The following is a 16,069-nucleotide window of genomic DNA, read 5'->3' as shown; positions in this document are numbered from 1 at the left end:
GAGCATTGTCCTCATGGCATACACATCCAGCCTAGCCTTCCACGATCATTATGGCGCGACAGATCAATCCTTTATTTATGTAGCGGATTGGTTCGCATTCGGAAACAGAGCGCCATCCACGCGTGAACATCCGGCAACAATGACACAAATCTGCCCAATATTATCCAGCCACCGTTGCGATTGTTCAGCCACGAGCCTATTGGCAAGGCTCTGTGGGGACCCTGTACAAAGCAGGTCATGTTTTATCCCTTCGCGACAGCTGCTTTCGGTTTTCACCATTCTTTTCGAAGGGGAAGCTTGTTACGAGTCCCCACGCCGCGCGCATCCATGTCCAACGTACGCGGAGTTGCCGAGTTGGTCCAAGACAGGGTTTACAAAACCACGTTCCTTGGCACCCGCACGGCAGGGCGCCGAGGCACGATTAGATGCATCGGAAAATATTCAAGAGATGAGTTGGCCACATGCTCATGAGAATCACGCTGATTGTGCTTTTTGTTTTCCACGCTTTTTCCGTGTCCGCCGTTGAGTACCGTGTTCCGGCTGAGCCTGGTAAGGCACAAGCTCTGATAGACTCAGGTAAACTTGTTGGTGGAGATCAGCTGGTATTGGCACCTGGACGTCATGGACGAATAATAATCGACCGCATCAAATTTGACCAGCCTGTACTAGTGACAGGTGCAAAGGATGCCCCTCCCGAAGTTGACCAATTGATTGTCAATGATAGTAGCGGCTGGCGCTTTGAAGGATTGACCATTGAACCGGGAGCCGAAGGTGATGCGAATGTAGCGCTTGTGCAGATCCGCCGCGGGAAAGATATCCAGTTGGATCGATTGATAGTTTTGTCCTCGCCAGATTCGAGTAACTGGACAGCTAGGGATTGGCGAGATGAAGCACACAACGGCATCGAAGTTTCCGGTGAAGACATCCGGATAACCAATAGTTCCATACGCAATGTTCGGCATGGCATTGCATCTACTGCAAATGGAGCCTGGATCGAAGGCAATTCCATCGAACTATTCAGTGGTGACGGAATACGCGGATTGGGCGACCACTCCAGCTACATAGGCAACACGATCGAGACCTGTGTGAAGGTCGACGACAATCATGATGATGGATTTCAGTCATGGTCACGCAACGCGTTGGGTCTTCCGGGAAAGGGGGCGGTTCGCAATGTGCGACTAGAGAACAACGTCATCAGGAATGGCAACCATCCATTTAAATGTCATCTGCAGGGCATCGGGCTCTTCGATGGCTTCTATGAGGACTGGATTATCCGGGGAAACACCGTTTTCGTTGATCACTGGCACGGCATCACGGTCATGGGAGCTCGCCGCGTCTCAATTCTGGATAACACTGTCGTGGACTCACGCTCAGGAAAACCTGGCGCACCATGGATTGCGATAACGTCACACAAGGATGGGCAACGATCCGAAGACAGCACCATCCAAGGGAATATAATGCAGCCTTGGTCCGGAACAGCGGGCTCTCCTTTCCGTCAGCCGCAACCAGGTGTGACCTTCCAAGATAATCGCATAGTTACAGCGCCTGAAGAGGCGATCAGCGCACAACCCTGAAGTCGGCGCTATATGTCTGTTTCAAAGTTTGGCTAATCTGCTCTGGCCTGACACGGAGGGTAAGCGCTATGTGTGTCTGTTTCCCTTGTCACCTCTGTCTTGGAGGTTTGCACAAGAACAGAGTTGATTTGCCGTGACTCCGCCGCACTTCCTCAACCCAATCGCCCAAGAGATCTAAGCTTCGAATAATTGTGAAGGCGATACGAGACGCATTGTAACGTTGATCGTTACCTTGGCTGTACCGTCGACAACGATCCAGTGCTCGGCTAGGTGGTTGTCAGATTGCATGGAGAGTATCGCGCTCGGCCTGCGTCTTTTGATGCGGAAAATGCGCCATCAATCCGCGCCAAACAAGTCACGTGTGAAAACCTTGTCCTTCACATCTGACAATTCCGGCGCTTGTCGGTTAGCGATGATCACGTCGGCCTCCTCCTTGAAGGCTGAAAGGTCGGTCATTACTTTCGAGCCGAAGAACTCAGCCTCGGTCAGCGCTGGCTCGTAGACCACCACCTCCACGCCCTTGGCCTTGATGCGCTTCATGATCCCCTGAACAGAGCTCTGCCGGAAGTTATCCGATCCCGCCTTCATCACCAGTCGGTAGACGCCTACCTTTTTCGGCCGCTGTGCCAGGATCTGCTCAGCGATGAAATCCTTTCGGGTGTGGTTGGCCTCGACAATGGCCTGGATCATGTTTTGAGGCACCGCGGAATAGTTGGCCAGAAGCTGCTTGGTGTCCTTGGGCAGGCAATACCCGCCATAGCCGAAGGAGGGGTTGTTGTAGTGCGACCCGATGCGCGGATCGAGCCCGACGCCCTCGATGATCTGCCGGCTGTCGAGCCCCAGGCTCATGGCGTAGCTGTCCAACTCGTTGAAATAAGCCACCCGCATGGCGAGATAGGTGTTGGCGAAGAGCTTGATCGCCTCTGACTCGGCCGCGCCAGTCAGCAGGATCTCCGCGTCTGGTTTCAGCGAGCAATCGCGCAGCATATGCGCGAACCTTTCGGCGCGGGGCGATTGCTCTCCCACGATGATGCGCGAGGGATAAAGGTTGTCCTGCAACGCCCTGCCTTCGCGCAGGAACTCAGGGCTAAAGATCACGTTCTTGGTCCCTAGCCGAGCAGAGACGTCGTCGCAGAACCCCACCGGGATCGTGGACTTGACGACGATGGTCGCCTCGGGCGCCAGGGCCATTGCCTTTGCGATCACTGCCTCGACAGTCGAGGTATCGAAGAAATGCGTCTTCTCGTCGTAATTGGTCGGGGTGGCCACGATCACGTAATCTGCATCAGCAAAGGCCGTGGTAGGATCCGTGGTAGCGGTCAGGTCGAGTGGCTTTTCGGCAAGGTATTCCTCGAGCTCGGCATCGACGATGGGGCAGCGACGTTCGTTCAGCATCGCCACGCGGCCTGGGTCGATATCGAGCGCACGCACCTCGTGCTTCTGGGCGAGAAGCACTGCGTTGGAAAGCCCCACATAGCCAATACCTGCTACGGCAAAAATCGTCTTGGTCATGGAAATCCCGATCTGCAGATGAGCGGCTTTGCCTTGTGAGGCTGTCTAACGCGTGACGCGGGGCAGCGTAAAGGGGGCTCGCTCAGGCCCACACATTGTGCTCTGCAAACTCGAGGTACCTCGCAAGAACATTGACCGATTTCCACCCCCCCGCCCGCATGATGGCCGCCGTGTCGAAACCTGACGCAAGAAGATCCTGAGCAGCGCCGACGCGCATCGAGTGACCGCTGAACGCGTCGATCTCCGCCTCGTCGAGGCCGACGCGACGGGCGGCATTCTTGATCAGCCTCTTCACCGTCGTCGTCTCAAGGCTGCGATTGATGGGCTTTTCCTGGTAGATGGGGCAGAACAGGGATCCGATGCCCGGCCCGCGCCAGGCAATCCACTCCCGCATGAGGTCGGCTGTCCGAACGGATGTGAAGGCGATACGGCCATCTCCAAAGGGGTCCGACTTGCTGCGGCGGATGAGAACGCGCATTGTCCCATCCTCCCGATGCGTGAGATCCTCATCCCTCAGGGCCACGAGTTCGGACCGCCGTGTGAGGAGTTCGTATCCTAGGGAAAGCATGGCTCTGTTGCGCAGTCCCCACGGCGTGTCTGGCTCTGTCTCCAGGAAGCGTTCGAGGTAGGTCCGCGTCAGACCCTTTGCCTGTTGCGGCCGCCTCGGCTTGCCGCGACGGACCCTGCGCTGCGCGAGAGTGACGTCTTCGTCATGTGTTGGATCGGGCATGCGGAGAAGCCTGTGCACTTTCCGGATCGCGTAAAGGCGCCTGCGCACTGTGGAAGCGGCTTTGGTGCGTCCCTCGTCCTCCAAAAAGCGGCACACCGTCTCGACCTTTGCTGGAAAGGGATGGCCCAACCCTTTTGTAAGGCACCACGTTTCGAATGCCTCGACATCTGCAACATATGCACGCATGGTCGCTGGTGCGTATGCGCCCTCGAGGCGCTGGAATTCGGAGCGCCAGTCAAGCTTTTTGCACAGATCGTCCATACCTCCAATATGATAAAATTTTTATCACAATGCAAGCGCAAGACATAACGGGACCGCAGATTAGGGCCGCACGCGGTGCGTTGTGTTGGTCTGTTCAAGACCTTGCAGACAAGACGGGCGTCGGAACTGCAACAATTGTGCGCTATGAAAGCGTCTTCGGGGTACCTCCATCCAGGAAAGGCAACTTGCAAGCGCTACGGCAGGCCTTCGAATCTGCCGGCATCGAATTCATCGGCGCGCCTGAGGACGGCCCGGGCATCCGCATCAGGCTCCCGAAGCCGGCACAAGACCAGCTCTGACGTCCACAACGGTCAAACTGCAATGAACCACTTTCGTTGCGAGGCGACGTATCTCCGCGGGCTGGCGGCCGATCAAGATATTGGGGTTGATCAGAAACCCACCTCAAAATATTATAGAACATAATAAGAACACGCCTTGTGGCGAATCATTGAGGCAAGAGGGAGGCTGCTTCGACGGACTGAAATGGAGACGCAGTATGTCCAACGACCTCCCCCTTCCCAACCCCGAGCGGTTTGGCCTTTCGAGCTTTGCCGACATCCTCCCAAAGCGTGACCCCATTATTGGGGAAGACCCCGGCTCCCTTGCCGCCTTTCGCGACGGTATGATGCGGGCCCTCGTGCCCTTCACACCCTACGAATGCGTCGTCGCAGAGAACCTGATCGACATTGAGTGGGAACTGCTGCAGCGCCGCCGCATGCGAGACGCGAGCCTGCGCCAGATCATTCACACGGAGGTCCGCGGCGCGGTGATGGAGCGGGAACGCGCCTTGCACGACGAACGGTTGGATGCTGCCTGGGAGGAGTTTATCCAAGCGGGTGGCAAAGAACACGAATGGGAAGACCCCTTCGACTTCGACCGGGATGCGGCGGGGGTTTTGGCGGACGAAGTCGCGGAACGGTCGTTGTCTCATGACCCCGGCGCCGAGGCTGCAGTCCATGCAGAGATTGCCGAAATGGGATTGGATCCCGTAAAGCTCATGAGCGACGCCTACATCAAGTCGAATTCGGCTGCCATGAAGCACGACGAGAAGATCCAGGAGTTGGAACGCCGCCGTCGCGAGGTGAAGAGGGACTACGACGCCCTGCAGAAGACGCGGCCCATCGACGGCGCGATTATCGGCGGATGACGTCAGACCGCATCACAGCGCGCAACCGCGCCAATGCCCGCAAGAGCACGGGTCCAAAGACAAAACACGGCAAGGACATCTCCGCTGGCAACGCAAGACGTCACGGCGCCACCGCCCGCCCCGATCCCGAGAGTATTGCCGCCTGGCTGGGCATCATCCTCGATCGCCCCGACATCACGATCAAGGATCTCTTGCCTTCAGACGAGGCGGGGTACCGCGCCTTGGCCCTGGCAGAGGCTGAGGTGAAGATCGTCGCTGCGGAGAGGGCCCTTTTGGAATTCGAGGCGGGCCTTGCACCACCGAGGCTCAAGAGCAGGAAGCCGCCGCTGATCCCCAAGGAAGACCCCGATCTCGACAACATCGTCAATCTCATGAAGGAGAAACTCAAGACGGAGGAGTGCACCAAAGCGGAACGCAGGAAGGCGGAGGCGGCCCTTAAAACATTAGCCCGCATGCGGGCGCCGCGCGTGAGCTATTACTCGCAGAACGGACATCACCGCCTCCTCAGGCGCTACCTCTCAGAGGCCCGCTCGAAGCGCCGCAAGGCCTTCGAAGCCTGGGCAGCAATGACCACTTCGGAGGAGGCTCCGAGATAGGCAAAGAGGCGCATTTCCCGAAACAAAGCCAAATTCGTGCATAGGTTGTATTTTGCGCCATGTAAGCCCAGGCTCAGCCGTCTATTTTTCTCTTTTCAAGACGACCGTCAGACATGTTTCAGGCCACACGCCGGCCGCGACTCGAATGCCTGATAACGCCTCATCCCGGGCGCATCGTCGCCTGAGCAATCTGCGTGCGACATTGCAAGTTCCAAACAGACAAGTCGTCCCTCAGCGCGGTTTGCCTATGTCCCTCTTGTGGCATCCTTGCTAATAGACCGGCGTATAGCGGGCTGGATACGCTCTCCATGAAGAACTTCTCGAAGCTTCACCAATTATTTGAACAATCGGAAGCTGACATGACAAAGATCGCACTTCTCACCGGGGTCACCGGCCAGGACGGGTCATACCTTGCTGAATTCCTTCTTGAAAAGGGGTATGAAGTCCATGGTATCAAGCGCCGGGCGTCTTCGTTCAACACGCAACGTGTTGACCACATCTACCAGGATCCGCATGAGGCGAACCCGAAGTTCAAGCTGCATTATGGGGATCTAACGGATACCTCGAACCTGACCCGGATCATTCAGGAAGTGCAGCCCGACGAGGTCTACAACCTCGGCGCACAATCCCATGTCGCAGTCAGCTTTGAGGCGCCGGAATATACGGCGGATGTTGATGCCATCGGCACCCTGCGCCTTCTCGAAGCGATCCGGTTTCTGGGTCTGGAAAAGAAGACGCGGTTTTATCAGGCCTCCACCTCGGAACTCTACGGCCTCGTCCAGGAAACACCGCAGAAGGAAACCACACCGTTCCATCCGCGCAGCCCCTACGCGGTGGCCAAGCTCTATTCCTACTGGATCACGGTGAACTACCGCGAAGCCTACGGCATGTATGCCTGCAATGGCATCCTCTTTAACCACGAAAGCCCGAGGCGCGGGGAAACCTTCGTGACGCGGAAGATCACCCGGGGTCTTGCCAACATTGCGCAGGGTTTGGAAAGCTGCCTTTACATGGGCAATATCGACAGCCTGCGTGACTGGGGGCACGCCAAGGATTACGTGCGCATGCAGTGGATGATGCTGCAGCAGGACCAGCCGGAGGATTTCGTCATCGCGACCGGGCTGCAATATTCCGTACGAGAGTTCATTCGCTGGTCAGCGGCGGAACTGGGGATCCAGCTGCGGTTCGAAGGGCAGGGCGTGGACGAGATTGCGATCGTGGACGCCGTGACCAGCGACATGGCGCCCGCGGTGAAGCCTGACGACGTGATTATGCGGATCGATCCGAAGTATTTCCGCCCGGCGGAAGTGGAAACGCTTTTGGGGGATCCGTCGAAAGCCAAGGCCAAGCTGGGTTGGGAGCCCGAGATCACCGTGCAGCAGATGTGCGCTGAGATGGTTGCCGAAGATCTCAAAACTGCGCGCCGCCATGCCCTTTTGAAAGAGCATGGGATGGACCTGCCCGTGAGCATCGAAAACTGAGCGGGGCAGGGGCATGAAAATCTATATCGCAGGGCACCGCGGTATGGTGGGCGGTGCGATCCTTCGCCAGCTAGAGGCGCGCAAGGCCGAAGGCGCAGAAATTGAGCTGATCACGCGTACGCATGCGGATCTGGATCTGACCGATCAGGCGGCGGTCGCAAGTTTCTTCGAAACAGAGCGCCCTGATCTTGTGATCCTCGCCGCCGCCAAGGTCGGTGGGATCATGGCCAACAACACCTATCCGGCACAGTTCATTTATGAAAACCTGATGATGGAATGCAACGTGATCCATCAGGCCTATGCCAGCGGGGTCACGCGGCTCTTGCAGTTGGGATCCAGTTGCATCTATCCGAAATTTGCCGAACAGCCGATGCGCGAAGATGCGCTGCTGACGGGCACGCTTGAGCCCACGAACGAGCCCTACGCCATTGCCAAGATCGCCGGGATCAAGCTGTGTGAAAGCTATAACCGCCAATATGGCACGGATTATCGCAGCGTGATGCCCACGAACCTTTATGGGCCGGGCGACAACTTCCATCCGGAAAACTCACATGTGGTGCCCGCCCTGATCCGCCGCTTCCATGAGGCGAAAGAAGACGGCCAGGCCGAGGTCGTAATCTGGGGTACCGGTACGCCTTACCGGGAATTCCTGCACGTCGATGACATGGCGGCGGCATCGCTCTTTGTCCTCGATCTCGACAAAGAAACCTATGATGCGAACACCGACCCCATGCTCAGCCATATCAATGTCGGAACGGGCCAGGATGTGACGATCTCCGAACTGGCCCAGACCATTGCCAAGATCACCGATTTTGACGGGCAGATCCGCTTTGACACCACCAAGCCCGATGGCACCCCGCGCAAGCTGATGGATGTGTCGCGTCTGGCGGCGATGGGGTGGATGGCCTCGATCGGGTTGGAAGACGGGTTACGCGATGCCTATAAGTGGTTTCTGGAAAACGACGTGCGGGGCTGATCCGCGCGAAGCGAAAGGTGTTTCAAGATGAAACAGATTACGCCCGTTCTTCTCTGTGGTGGGTCGGGCACCCGGCTTTGGCCGCTGTCGCGCAAATCTTATCCCAAGCAGTTCGTCCCCTTGGTTGGGGAGGAGACACTGTTTCAGGCCTCGGCTAAGCGGTTGTCAGGGCAGGGGTTTGGCGCGCCGATGGTACTGACCAATTCCGATTTCCGGTTCATTGTCACCGAACAGCTGGCCGAAGCCGGCCTGGATCCGGCGGCCATCCTGATTGAACCTGAAGGGCGCAATACCGCGCCCGCGGTTCTGGCCGCCGCGCTTTGGCTGGAAAAGACTGACCCGGACGCGCTGATGCTGGTAGCACCATCGGATCACGTGGTGCCGGACGCGTCCGCGTTCCGCAATGCGGTGTCGGCCGGTGTATCGGCCGCTCAGGCAGGCGATCTGGTGACATTTGGGATCAAGCCGACGCATCCTGAAACAGGCTATGGGTATCTTGAACTGGCAGAAGATCCGGGCGACTTCGCAGCCAGACCTCTGAAACTCAACCGGTTTGTCGAAAAGCCCGATGCTGCCCGGGCAGGCAAGATGCTGGAGGCGGGAACTTATCTGTGGAACGCGGGGATCTTTCTTTTCTCCGTCAAAACCATCCTCGCCGCGTTCGAGGCACATGCGCCGGATCTTGTGGCCCCTGTGCGCGACGCGGTGGATCAGGGCAAACCTGATCTGGGCTTCCTGCGCCTTGATCCTACCGCCTGGGCCAGGGCCGACGACATCTCGATCGACTACGCGGTAATGGAGCGTGCCGAGAACCTGTCGGTCGTGCCCTTTGCGGCAGGCTGGTCCGATCTGGGCGGCTGGGACGCTGTCTGGCGCGAAGCGGCCCGCGACCCGCGCGGGGTAGCAACGGCCGGTCATGCAACCGCGCTTGATTGTGACGACACGCTCTTGCGGTCCGAAGATGACCGGATGGAGGTCGTGGGCATCGGCTTGAAAAACATCATCACGGTGGCAATGCCCGACGCGGTTCTGGTTGCCGACGCCTCCCGCGCGCAGGACGTGAAAGAGGCCGTCACAGCCCTGAAAGCCAAACAGGCCAAACAGGCCACGATGTTCCCCAAGGATCACCGCCCCTGGGGGTGGTTCGAAAGCCTTGTGATCGGCGACCGCTTCCAGGTCAAGCGCATCCACGTCCATCCCGGCGCGGCGCTGTCCTTGCAATCGCATCACCACCGGTCGGAACACTGGATCGTGGTCGAGGGCACAGCTAAGGTAACCGTAGATGACGAGGTCAAGCTGGTGAGCGAAAACCAGTCTGTCTATATTCCCCTTGGCGCAGTGCACCGGATGGAAAACCCGGGCAAAGTGCCCATGGTTCTGATCGAGGTGCAGACGGGCACCTACCTCGGAGAAGACGACATCATCCGGTATGAGGATGTCTATGCGCGGGGGCAGGGCGCCAAAGGCTAATCAGGAACCCAGAAATCCTTGCCAGCTTCGGTACCGATTGGGTTCAAAGCCAACGCTGGCTCTTGCCCTCGTTGCAGGCAGTGATTTCAAGTTTCAAAAGCTGGTGCGAATGCGGTGTCAGATGTTGAGGTTTCAGACGTGGTCGTTTTTGGATGTATTGAAAACTATTTGTGGGCGTCTCCCCGATCAGTCCGGCACACTGCTTTACGCTTTGGTCTAGAGCTTTCCGGCCAAAACAGGCACAAAGACTCAAATCAGGCGGATAAGGTTTCAAAATGAGCCACGGGGGACACCTGCTTTTCATCATTGCGCTACTGCCCTTCATAGGGGCGCTGGTGCCTGGCATTATGATCCGTGCGGGGCGAAATGCTTGTGCCGCCTTCACCGCGGTGCCGACGGCGATCGCGTTCATCATGCTTCTGATCCTTGCGCCGCAGGTGATGCGCGGGGAGGTTATTACGTTCCAGCTGGAATGGCTGCCGCAGCTGGGCCTGTCGGCATCCTTCTTCCTTGATGGTCTTGGCCTTTTGTTCGCCTGCATGATCACCGGTGTCGGTCTGCTGATTACGCTTTATGCGCGGTTCTACCTGTCTGGCGAAGATCCGATGGGGCAGTTTTATACCTATCTGCTGCTGTTTCAGGGCGCGATGCTGGGGATTGTGCTGTCGGACAACATCCTGCTGCTTCTGATTTTCTGGGAGCTCACTTCGCTCTCCTCTTTTCTGCTGATCGGCTATTGGAAACACCTGCCCGAAGGGCGGCAAGGCGCGAAAATGGCGCTGACCGTGACCGGGGCAGGGGGGCTGGCGATGATCGGCGGCATGCTGATCCTAGGAAATATCGCCGGCAGCTATAACCTGACCGATATCCTGCAGGCGGGCGATCAGATCCGCACATCGGACTGGTACCTGCCCGCGCTGATCCTGATCCTGCTGGGCGCTTTCACCAAATCGGCGCAGTTCCCGTTCCATTTCTGGTTGCCGCACGCGATGGCCGCGCCCACGCCTGTGTCCGCCTATCTGCATTCGGCTACGATGGTGAAGGCCGGTGTCTTCCTGATGGCGCGTATGTGGCCAGTGCTGTCGGGGACAGATGCGTGGTTCTATATCGTGGCGACCACGGGCCTGATCACGATGGTTCTTGGCGCTCTGATTGCGCTTTTCAAGGATGATCTCAAGGCGCTTCTGGCCTTCTCAACCGTCAGCCATCTGGGCCTTTTGACCATGCTTTTGGGCTTTGGCACCGACAAGGCCGCGATTGCGGCGGTGTTTCACATCATCAACCACCTGACGTTCAAGGCTGCGCTCTTCATGACGGCAGGGATTGTCGATCACGAAACACATACCCGCGACATCAAACGGCTGGGCGGGCTCAGGCACCTGATGCCCATCACCTTCCTGATCGGCACAGTGGCAGCATTATCCATGGCGGGCATCCCGCTTTTCAACGGGTTCCTGTCAAAAGAAATGATGCTGGAGGAAGCATCGCATACCGATTGGTGGGGCAGCCATTATGCCGTGCCAGTGCTGGCCACAATTGGGGCGCTACTGTCAGTCGCCTATTCCTTCCGCTTCATCTCCCATGTCTTTCTCGGGCCGCAGCGTGAGGATTACCCGCACACGCCCCACGATCCGCCCTTTGGCATGTGGGCCGCACCTGCGCTTCTGACGCTTCTGGTCATCATCATCGGCGTCGCGCCCTTCCTGGCCGAAGGGATCGTGCGGGCCGCCGCAAACGCGGTCACCGGTCAGGAGCTGAAATTCTACCTGAAGATCTGGCATGGTGTGACACCCGCGCTGTGGATGTCGGGGATCGCCGTCCTGGGCGGTCTGGTCCTGCTTGGCCTGCACCGTCCGCTCGATGCCGCCTGGATCAAGGCCCCGCGGCCCGAGGCGAAAGCGATCTTTGACCGGCTGATGGCAGGTACCGTTGGACTGATGCGCGGGATTACCGAAGCCACCCATACCGGCGCAATCAGCCGGTATCTGGCGATCTTCAGCGTGGCGGCCGTGGCCCTGGGCTGGGCCGCCTATTCCGGCAGCGGGCTATCTGCCCCCACGCGCACGCATCTGCCGGTGCCGCCGGTGATCGCTGTGGGCTGGGTGATGCTGATCGTCGCGACCATCTCGGTTGTCGGCATGCATCACCACCGTTTCCGGGCGCTGATCCTGATCGGGATCATCGGGTTGTCGATCTCGGCCGGTTTCGCCTATCTCTCGGCCCCCGATCTGGCGCTGACCCAGATCTCGGTCGAGACGGTGACGATCTTGCTTCTGCTGCTGGCGCTGCATTTCCTGCCCAAAGAAACGCCGAAGGAAAGCAGTATGGGTCGCAAACTGCGCGACGGGATCATCGCCCTGACCGCAGGCGGCGGGGTAGGGGCTTTGGCCTATGCCTTCCTGCTGCGCGATATCGACACGATATCGGATTATCACATTGCCAATTCTTACGAGGGCGGCGGCGGCACAAACGTCGTTAACGTGATCCTCGTGGATTTCCGGGGCTATGACACCTATGGCGAGATTATCGTGCTGGGGATCGCCGGTTTCGTGATCTATGCGCTGATGCATGCGCTGCTGGACGGACCCGCCGCGCGCAGGCTGCGAAACACGGATTATTCGCAGGACCGCTCCCGCGACCGGCACCCGCTGATGATGGTGGTGGTCACCCGTGTTCTCATGCCCATCGCGGTGGTCGTCGGCCTTTACATCTTCCTGCGCGGGCACAACCAGCCGGGTGGCGGCTTCGTGGCCGGTCTGGTGATCGCGATTGCCCTTTTGATGCAGTACATGGCGTCCGGTTTCGCCTGGACGCAGGAGCGCAAGAAGATCGAATATCACACCATGATCGGTTTCGGCGTCGTGATCGCAGGGTTAACCGGGGTCGGCGCGTGGCTGGCGGGCCAGCCCTTCCTGACCAGCGCTTATACATATGTGCATCTGCCGCCGGTAGAAGAATTTGAGCTGGCCACCGCCATGCTGTTCGATCTGGGCGTATTCCTGACCGTTCTGGGCGCCGTGATGCTGATGCTTTACAGCCTCAGTCGGATTGCCCGCTTTGCGGGTCAAACCGTGAATGTGGGCCCGATGGACTACGATCCGGGCCATCCCTATACCAAAGAAGAAGACGAGGGGGCGCGCTAAGATGGAAATGATCGTGGCCAGCGCCATCGCCGTTCTGACCGCCGGAGGGGTCTATCTGCTTCTCAGGCTGCGTACCTTCCCAGTGATCCTGGGCCTTGCACTGCTTTCCTATGCGGTAAACGTGTTCCTGTTTGCCAGCGGGCGCCTGGCCATCGACCAGTCACCGATCCTTTCAAAATACGGGGAAGGCGTGTATACCGACCCACTGCCGCAGGCGCTGGTTCTGACAGCCATCGTGATTTCCTTTGGGATGACGGCCGTTTTGGTCATGATCGGTTTGGGCGCCTATCTTGAGGCCGAAACCGACAAGATCGACATCGCAGACAGCCCGACGAAGGAGGATCAAGCATAATGCATTGGATCATCCTTCCCGTCGTCCTGCCCGCCTTGCTGGCTCCGCTGATCGGCTTTGTCATGCGCCACGATATTGTGCTGGCGCGGGCCGCCTCGGTTACCGGGACGCTTCTTCTTCTGGGCATTGCGCTTTTCCTCACCGGCATGGCCGCCGACGGCACCACCCATGTCTATCGCCTTGGTGACTGGCCGGCGCCTTTCGGAATCGTTCTGGTTCTGGACAGGCTGTCGGCGCTCATGGTTTTACTGACCGCGACTTTGGCGACCATCGTTCTGATCCACGCCATCGCCACCGGCTGGGATGCGAAGGGGCGGCATTTCCATGCACTTTTTCAGTTCCAGCTGATGGGAATTTGCGGCGCGTTCCTGACCGGCGATATCTTCAACCTGTTCGTGTTCTTCGAGGTGCTTCTGATCGCCTCTTACGGCCTGATGATCCATGCGGGCGGAAAGGAACGGATGCAGGCTGGCCTTCAATACGTGGTGATGAACCTTGCGGGCTCCACTCTGTTCCTGTTCGCGCTTGGCACGCTTTACGCCTCGACCGGAACATTGAATATCGCCGATCTCGCCGTCAGAGTGGCCGAAATCCCTGCAGATCAAGCGGCCCTTGTCCGCGTGGCTGTCATCCTTCTGATGGTGGTCTTCGCGGTGAAAGCAGCGCTTTTCCCCGTGCAGTTCTGGCTGCCCGCGACCTATGCCAACGCCCCTGCACCCGTGGCGGCCCTTTTCGCGATCATGACCAAGGTGGGCGCTTATGCGATCCTGCGGGTGCACACCGTCGCCTTTGGCCCCGGCATACCGGGCACCGAAGGTCTGCCCGGAACATGGCTGTTTCCCGCCGCGATTGTCACCATCGCCATCGGGGCCATCGGCGTGCTGGGCGCACGCAACCTTCTGCCGCTGATCGGCTTTTCGGTGGTGGGGTCCATGGGCACGCTGCTTGTCGCGGTAGCGGCCTTTTCCGACACCGCGACTTCTGCCGCGCTTTATTACATGGTGCATTCGACCTTCGCTGCCGCGTCGCTGTTCCTGATTGCCGATCTGGTCGTGACCCGGCGCATGGCTGATACACTCACACCCTTGCCCCCCACAGTGCAAAACGGTCTTTTCGCCGCGCTGTTCTTTGCGGGCGCTATTGCCATGGCCGGCATGCCGCCGCTCAGCGGATTTCTCGGCAAGCTACTGATTTTGGATGCGATGCGCGAACCGGGGCAGATGGCCTGGACATGGTCGGTTATCCTGGTCGGATCGCTCCTGACTATCGTGGGCTTTGCCCGAGCGGGCAGCACGCTGTTCTGGAAATCCACGGCGATACCCACTCCAGAGAGAACAGTCGAGGACGACATGCCACCCTCCCTGTCACCCGCCAACCCGGCAACCACGTTGCAGGTGGCCCCGACAATGGTCACGCTTGCGCTGCTGGGCGCGCTGGCGATTTTCGCCGGCCCGGTCTCCGCTTATCTGCAGGACACCTCCGCGCAATTGTTCGACCGCGCGGGATATGTCAGCGCCGTCCTTGCAAACGGGGGAGAGGGGTAAGCCATGCTTCTCAGACGCCTTGTGCCGCACCCATTGCTAAGCCTGACGCTGCTTCTGGTCTGGCTGGGCCTCGTCAACAAGTTCACCTTAGGCAACCTGATTCTTGGAACAGCCTTTGGCTTGATCATTCCGATGCTGACCGCTGCCTACTGGCCTGACCGGCCCAAGATTGGCCGCCCCCTAAAGATCATCGAATATGGGCTGATCGTGCTGTGGGATATCGTTGTCGCCAATATTCAGGTAGCGCTGATCATCCTTTTCAAACGCGAGAAGAAAATCCAATCGCACTGGATCCCGGTCCCGCTGGAGCTCACCTCAGCTGAGGCAATAACGGTGTTGGCCGGCACGATCACCATGACACCCGGCACGGTATCGGCAACTCTGTGTGCCGATGGTAGCTCGATCCTGGTGCACTGCCTGCACACCGACGACCCCGACAGCGTACGCGAGGATATTAAGACACGCTATGAAAAGCGCCTGAAGGAGATTTTCGAATGATCGAATACGCTCTCATCTTTGCTGCCACTTGCTATGGCGTAGCTTTACTTCTGGATCTGTGGCGCATCGCCAAGGGTCCCGATGCCGCTGACCGCATCCTTGCATTGGATACCATGGTGATCAATGTCATTGCACTTTTGGTTCTCTACGGCGTCTGGCGCGGCACGGCGATCTATTTCGAACCGGCGATGCTGATCGCGATGGTGGGGTTCGTATCCACGGTCGCTTATTGCCGCTTCGTGCTGCGCGGCGACATCATAGAATAAGAGGCGAAGATGAGCATTTTTGCAGAGCTGATTATCTCTATCGCCCTTATTGTCAGCGGCATCTTTGGCTTTGTCGGCTCTTACGGGCTGATCAAGCTAAAGGATTCTATCCAACGGCTGCACGCACCGACTAAAGCCACCACGTTGGGTGTCGGCGGGGTTCTGATCGCATCCATGGTGTTCTTCCATTTTGAAAAAGGTCATATCTCGATCCACGAACTGCTGATCACGCTGTTCCTGTTCCTTACAGCACCCATCACCGCAAATTTCATCGCCAAGACCTATATGGCGCGCAACATCAAGGAAGATGAACTACCACCCAGCACCAGCAGCTATGGCTGGTCTGTCTATGATGATCCACCAGGGACAGAGGAAGATCAGACGCGGCTACTTTGAACCCATCAAAAAAGCGTTAAAGGCAGCGCGAGTTTGGACTGGAACCAAGCGTCGCCTATAAAATCAACATAATCATTGTTATAAGAGTAATCCATATATGGTGGAGCGCGCTACCCTGAAGTG

The 16,069-nt window shown here is 58.2% G+C and carries 15 protein-coding genes; 12 read left to right on the top strand and 3 right to left on the bottom strand.

Annotated features, from left to right (window positions below; translation table 11 throughout):
• The first annotated feature begins 467 nt into the window (after positions 1-467).
• Positions 468-1,574: a right-handed parallel beta-helix repeat-containing protein gene (locus TR61_RS10315; protein WP_172676959.1), complete on the top strand. Its 1,107-nt coding sequence runs from the start codon at positions 468-470 to the stop codon at positions 1,572-1,574.
• A gap of 174 nt (positions 1,575-1,748) precedes the next feature.
• Here the strand turns inward: TR61_RS10315 and TR61_RS19655 are convergent, their stop codons facing one another.
• From TR61_RS19655 to TR61_RS10305, 3 genes are all read right to left on the bottom strand, one after another.
• On the bottom strand, positions 1,749-1,895 hold the full coding sequence (locus tag TR61_RS19655) for a cupin domain-containing protein (protein WP_281178069.1): 147 nt from the start codon (positions 1,893-1,895) through the stop codon (positions 1,749-1,751).
• A gap of 15 nt (positions 1,896-1,910) precedes the next feature.
• Positions 1,911-3,086, bottom strand: a complete 1,176-nt coding sequence (locus TR61_RS10310; protein ID WP_050929912.1) for a nucleotide sugar dehydrogenase — start codon at positions 3,084-3,086, stop codon at positions 1,911-1,913.
• A gap of 82 nt (positions 3,087-3,168) precedes the next feature.
• Complete coding sequence (locus tag TR61_RS10305; protein WP_050929911.1) at positions 3,169-4,077, bottom strand: tyrosine-type recombinase/integrase; 909 nt, start codon at positions 4,075-4,077, stop codon at positions 3,169-3,171.
• A gap of 496 nt (positions 4,078-4,573) precedes the next feature.
• Between TR61_RS10305 and TR61_RS10295 the strand changes: the two genes are divergently transcribed.
• The 11 genes from TR61_RS10295 to TR61_RS10245 all read left to right on the top strand — a co-directional run bounded on the left by TR61_RS10295 (position 4,574) and on the right by TR61_RS10245 (position 15,946).
• Positions 4,574-5,224 (top strand): hypothetical protein, encoded by a 651-nt coding sequence (locus TR61_RS10295; RefSeq protein WP_050929909.1) that lies wholly within the window; start codon positions 4,574-4,576, stop codon positions 5,222-5,224.
• Entirely contained in the window at positions 5,221-5,820 is a 600-nt protein-coding gene (locus TR61_RS10290) for a hypothetical protein (protein ID WP_050929908.1), read from the top strand. Before TR61_RS10295 ends, TR61_RS10290 begins: the two co-directional genes overlap by 4 nt.
• Positions 5,821-6,179: 359 nt before the next feature.
• A complete protein-coding gene (gene gmd / locus TR61_RS10285) occupies positions 6,180-7,301 on the top strand; it encodes a GDP-mannose 4,6-dehydratase (RefSeq protein WP_050929907.1) in 1,122 nt (373 codons plus the stop codon).
• A 13-nt stretch (positions 7,302-7,314) separates the two neighbouring features.
• A complete protein-coding gene (fcl, locus tag TR61_RS10280) occupies positions 7,315-8,277 on the top strand; it encodes a GDP-L-fucose synthase (RefSeq protein WP_050929906.1) in 963 nt (320 codons plus the stop codon).
• 27 nt (positions 8,278-8,304) lie between these two features.
• Positions 8,305-9,747: a mannose-1-phosphate guanylyltransferase/mannose-6-phosphate isomerase gene (locus tag TR61_RS10275; protein WP_050929905.1), complete on the top strand. Its 1,443-nt coding sequence runs from the start codon at positions 8,305-8,307 to the stop codon at positions 9,745-9,747.
• Positions 9,748-10,022: 275 nt separating this feature from the next.
• Positions 10,023-12,890 (top strand): monovalent cation/H+ antiporter subunit A, encoded by a 2,868-nt coding sequence (locus TR61_RS10270; protein WP_050929904.1) that lies wholly within the window; start codon positions 10,023-10,025, stop codon positions 12,888-12,890.
• A 1-nt stretch (position 12,891) separates the two neighbouring features.
• Positions 12,892-13,242 (top strand): Na+/H+ antiporter subunit C, encoded by a 351-nt coding sequence (locus tag TR61_RS10265; protein ID WP_050929903.1) that lies wholly within the window; start codon positions 12,892-12,894, stop codon positions 13,240-13,242.
• The gene (locus TR61_RS10260; protein ID WP_050929902.1) at positions 13,239-14,786 is read left to right on the top strand and encodes a monovalent cation/H+ antiporter subunit D; all 1,548 of its coding nucleotides are present in this window, start codon (positions 13,239-13,241) and stop codon (positions 14,784-14,786) included. Before TR61_RS10265 ends, TR61_RS10260 begins: the two co-directional genes overlap by 4 nt.
• Before the next feature lie 3 nt (positions 14,787-14,789).
• A complete protein-coding gene (locus TR61_RS10255; RefSeq protein WP_050929901.1) occupies positions 14,790-15,284 on the top strand; it encodes a Na+/H+ antiporter subunit E in 495 nt (164 codons plus the stop codon).
• A complete protein-coding gene (locus tag TR61_RS10250; RefSeq protein ID WP_050929900.1) occupies positions 15,281-15,550 on the top strand; it encodes a K+/H+ antiporter subunit F in 270 nt (89 codons plus the stop codon). Before TR61_RS10255 ends, TR61_RS10250 begins: the two co-directional genes overlap by 4 nt.
• Positions 15,551-15,559: 9 nt before the next feature.
• On the top strand, positions 15,560-15,946 hold the full coding sequence (locus TR61_RS10245; protein ID WP_050929899.1) for a Na+/H+ antiporter subunit G: 387 nt from the start codon (positions 15,560-15,562) through the stop codon (positions 15,944-15,946).
• Positions 15,947-16,069 lie beyond the last annotated feature (123 nt).

This window comes from Aestuariivita boseongensis, assembly GCF_001262635.1.
Classification (GTDB): Bacteria; Pseudomonadota; Alphaproteobacteria; order Rhodobacterales; family Rhodobacteraceae; genus Aestuariivita; species Aestuariivita boseongensis.
Note: the sequence above shows the minus strand (reverse complement) of the source record. Positions and strands in the feature narration are given on the sequence as shown.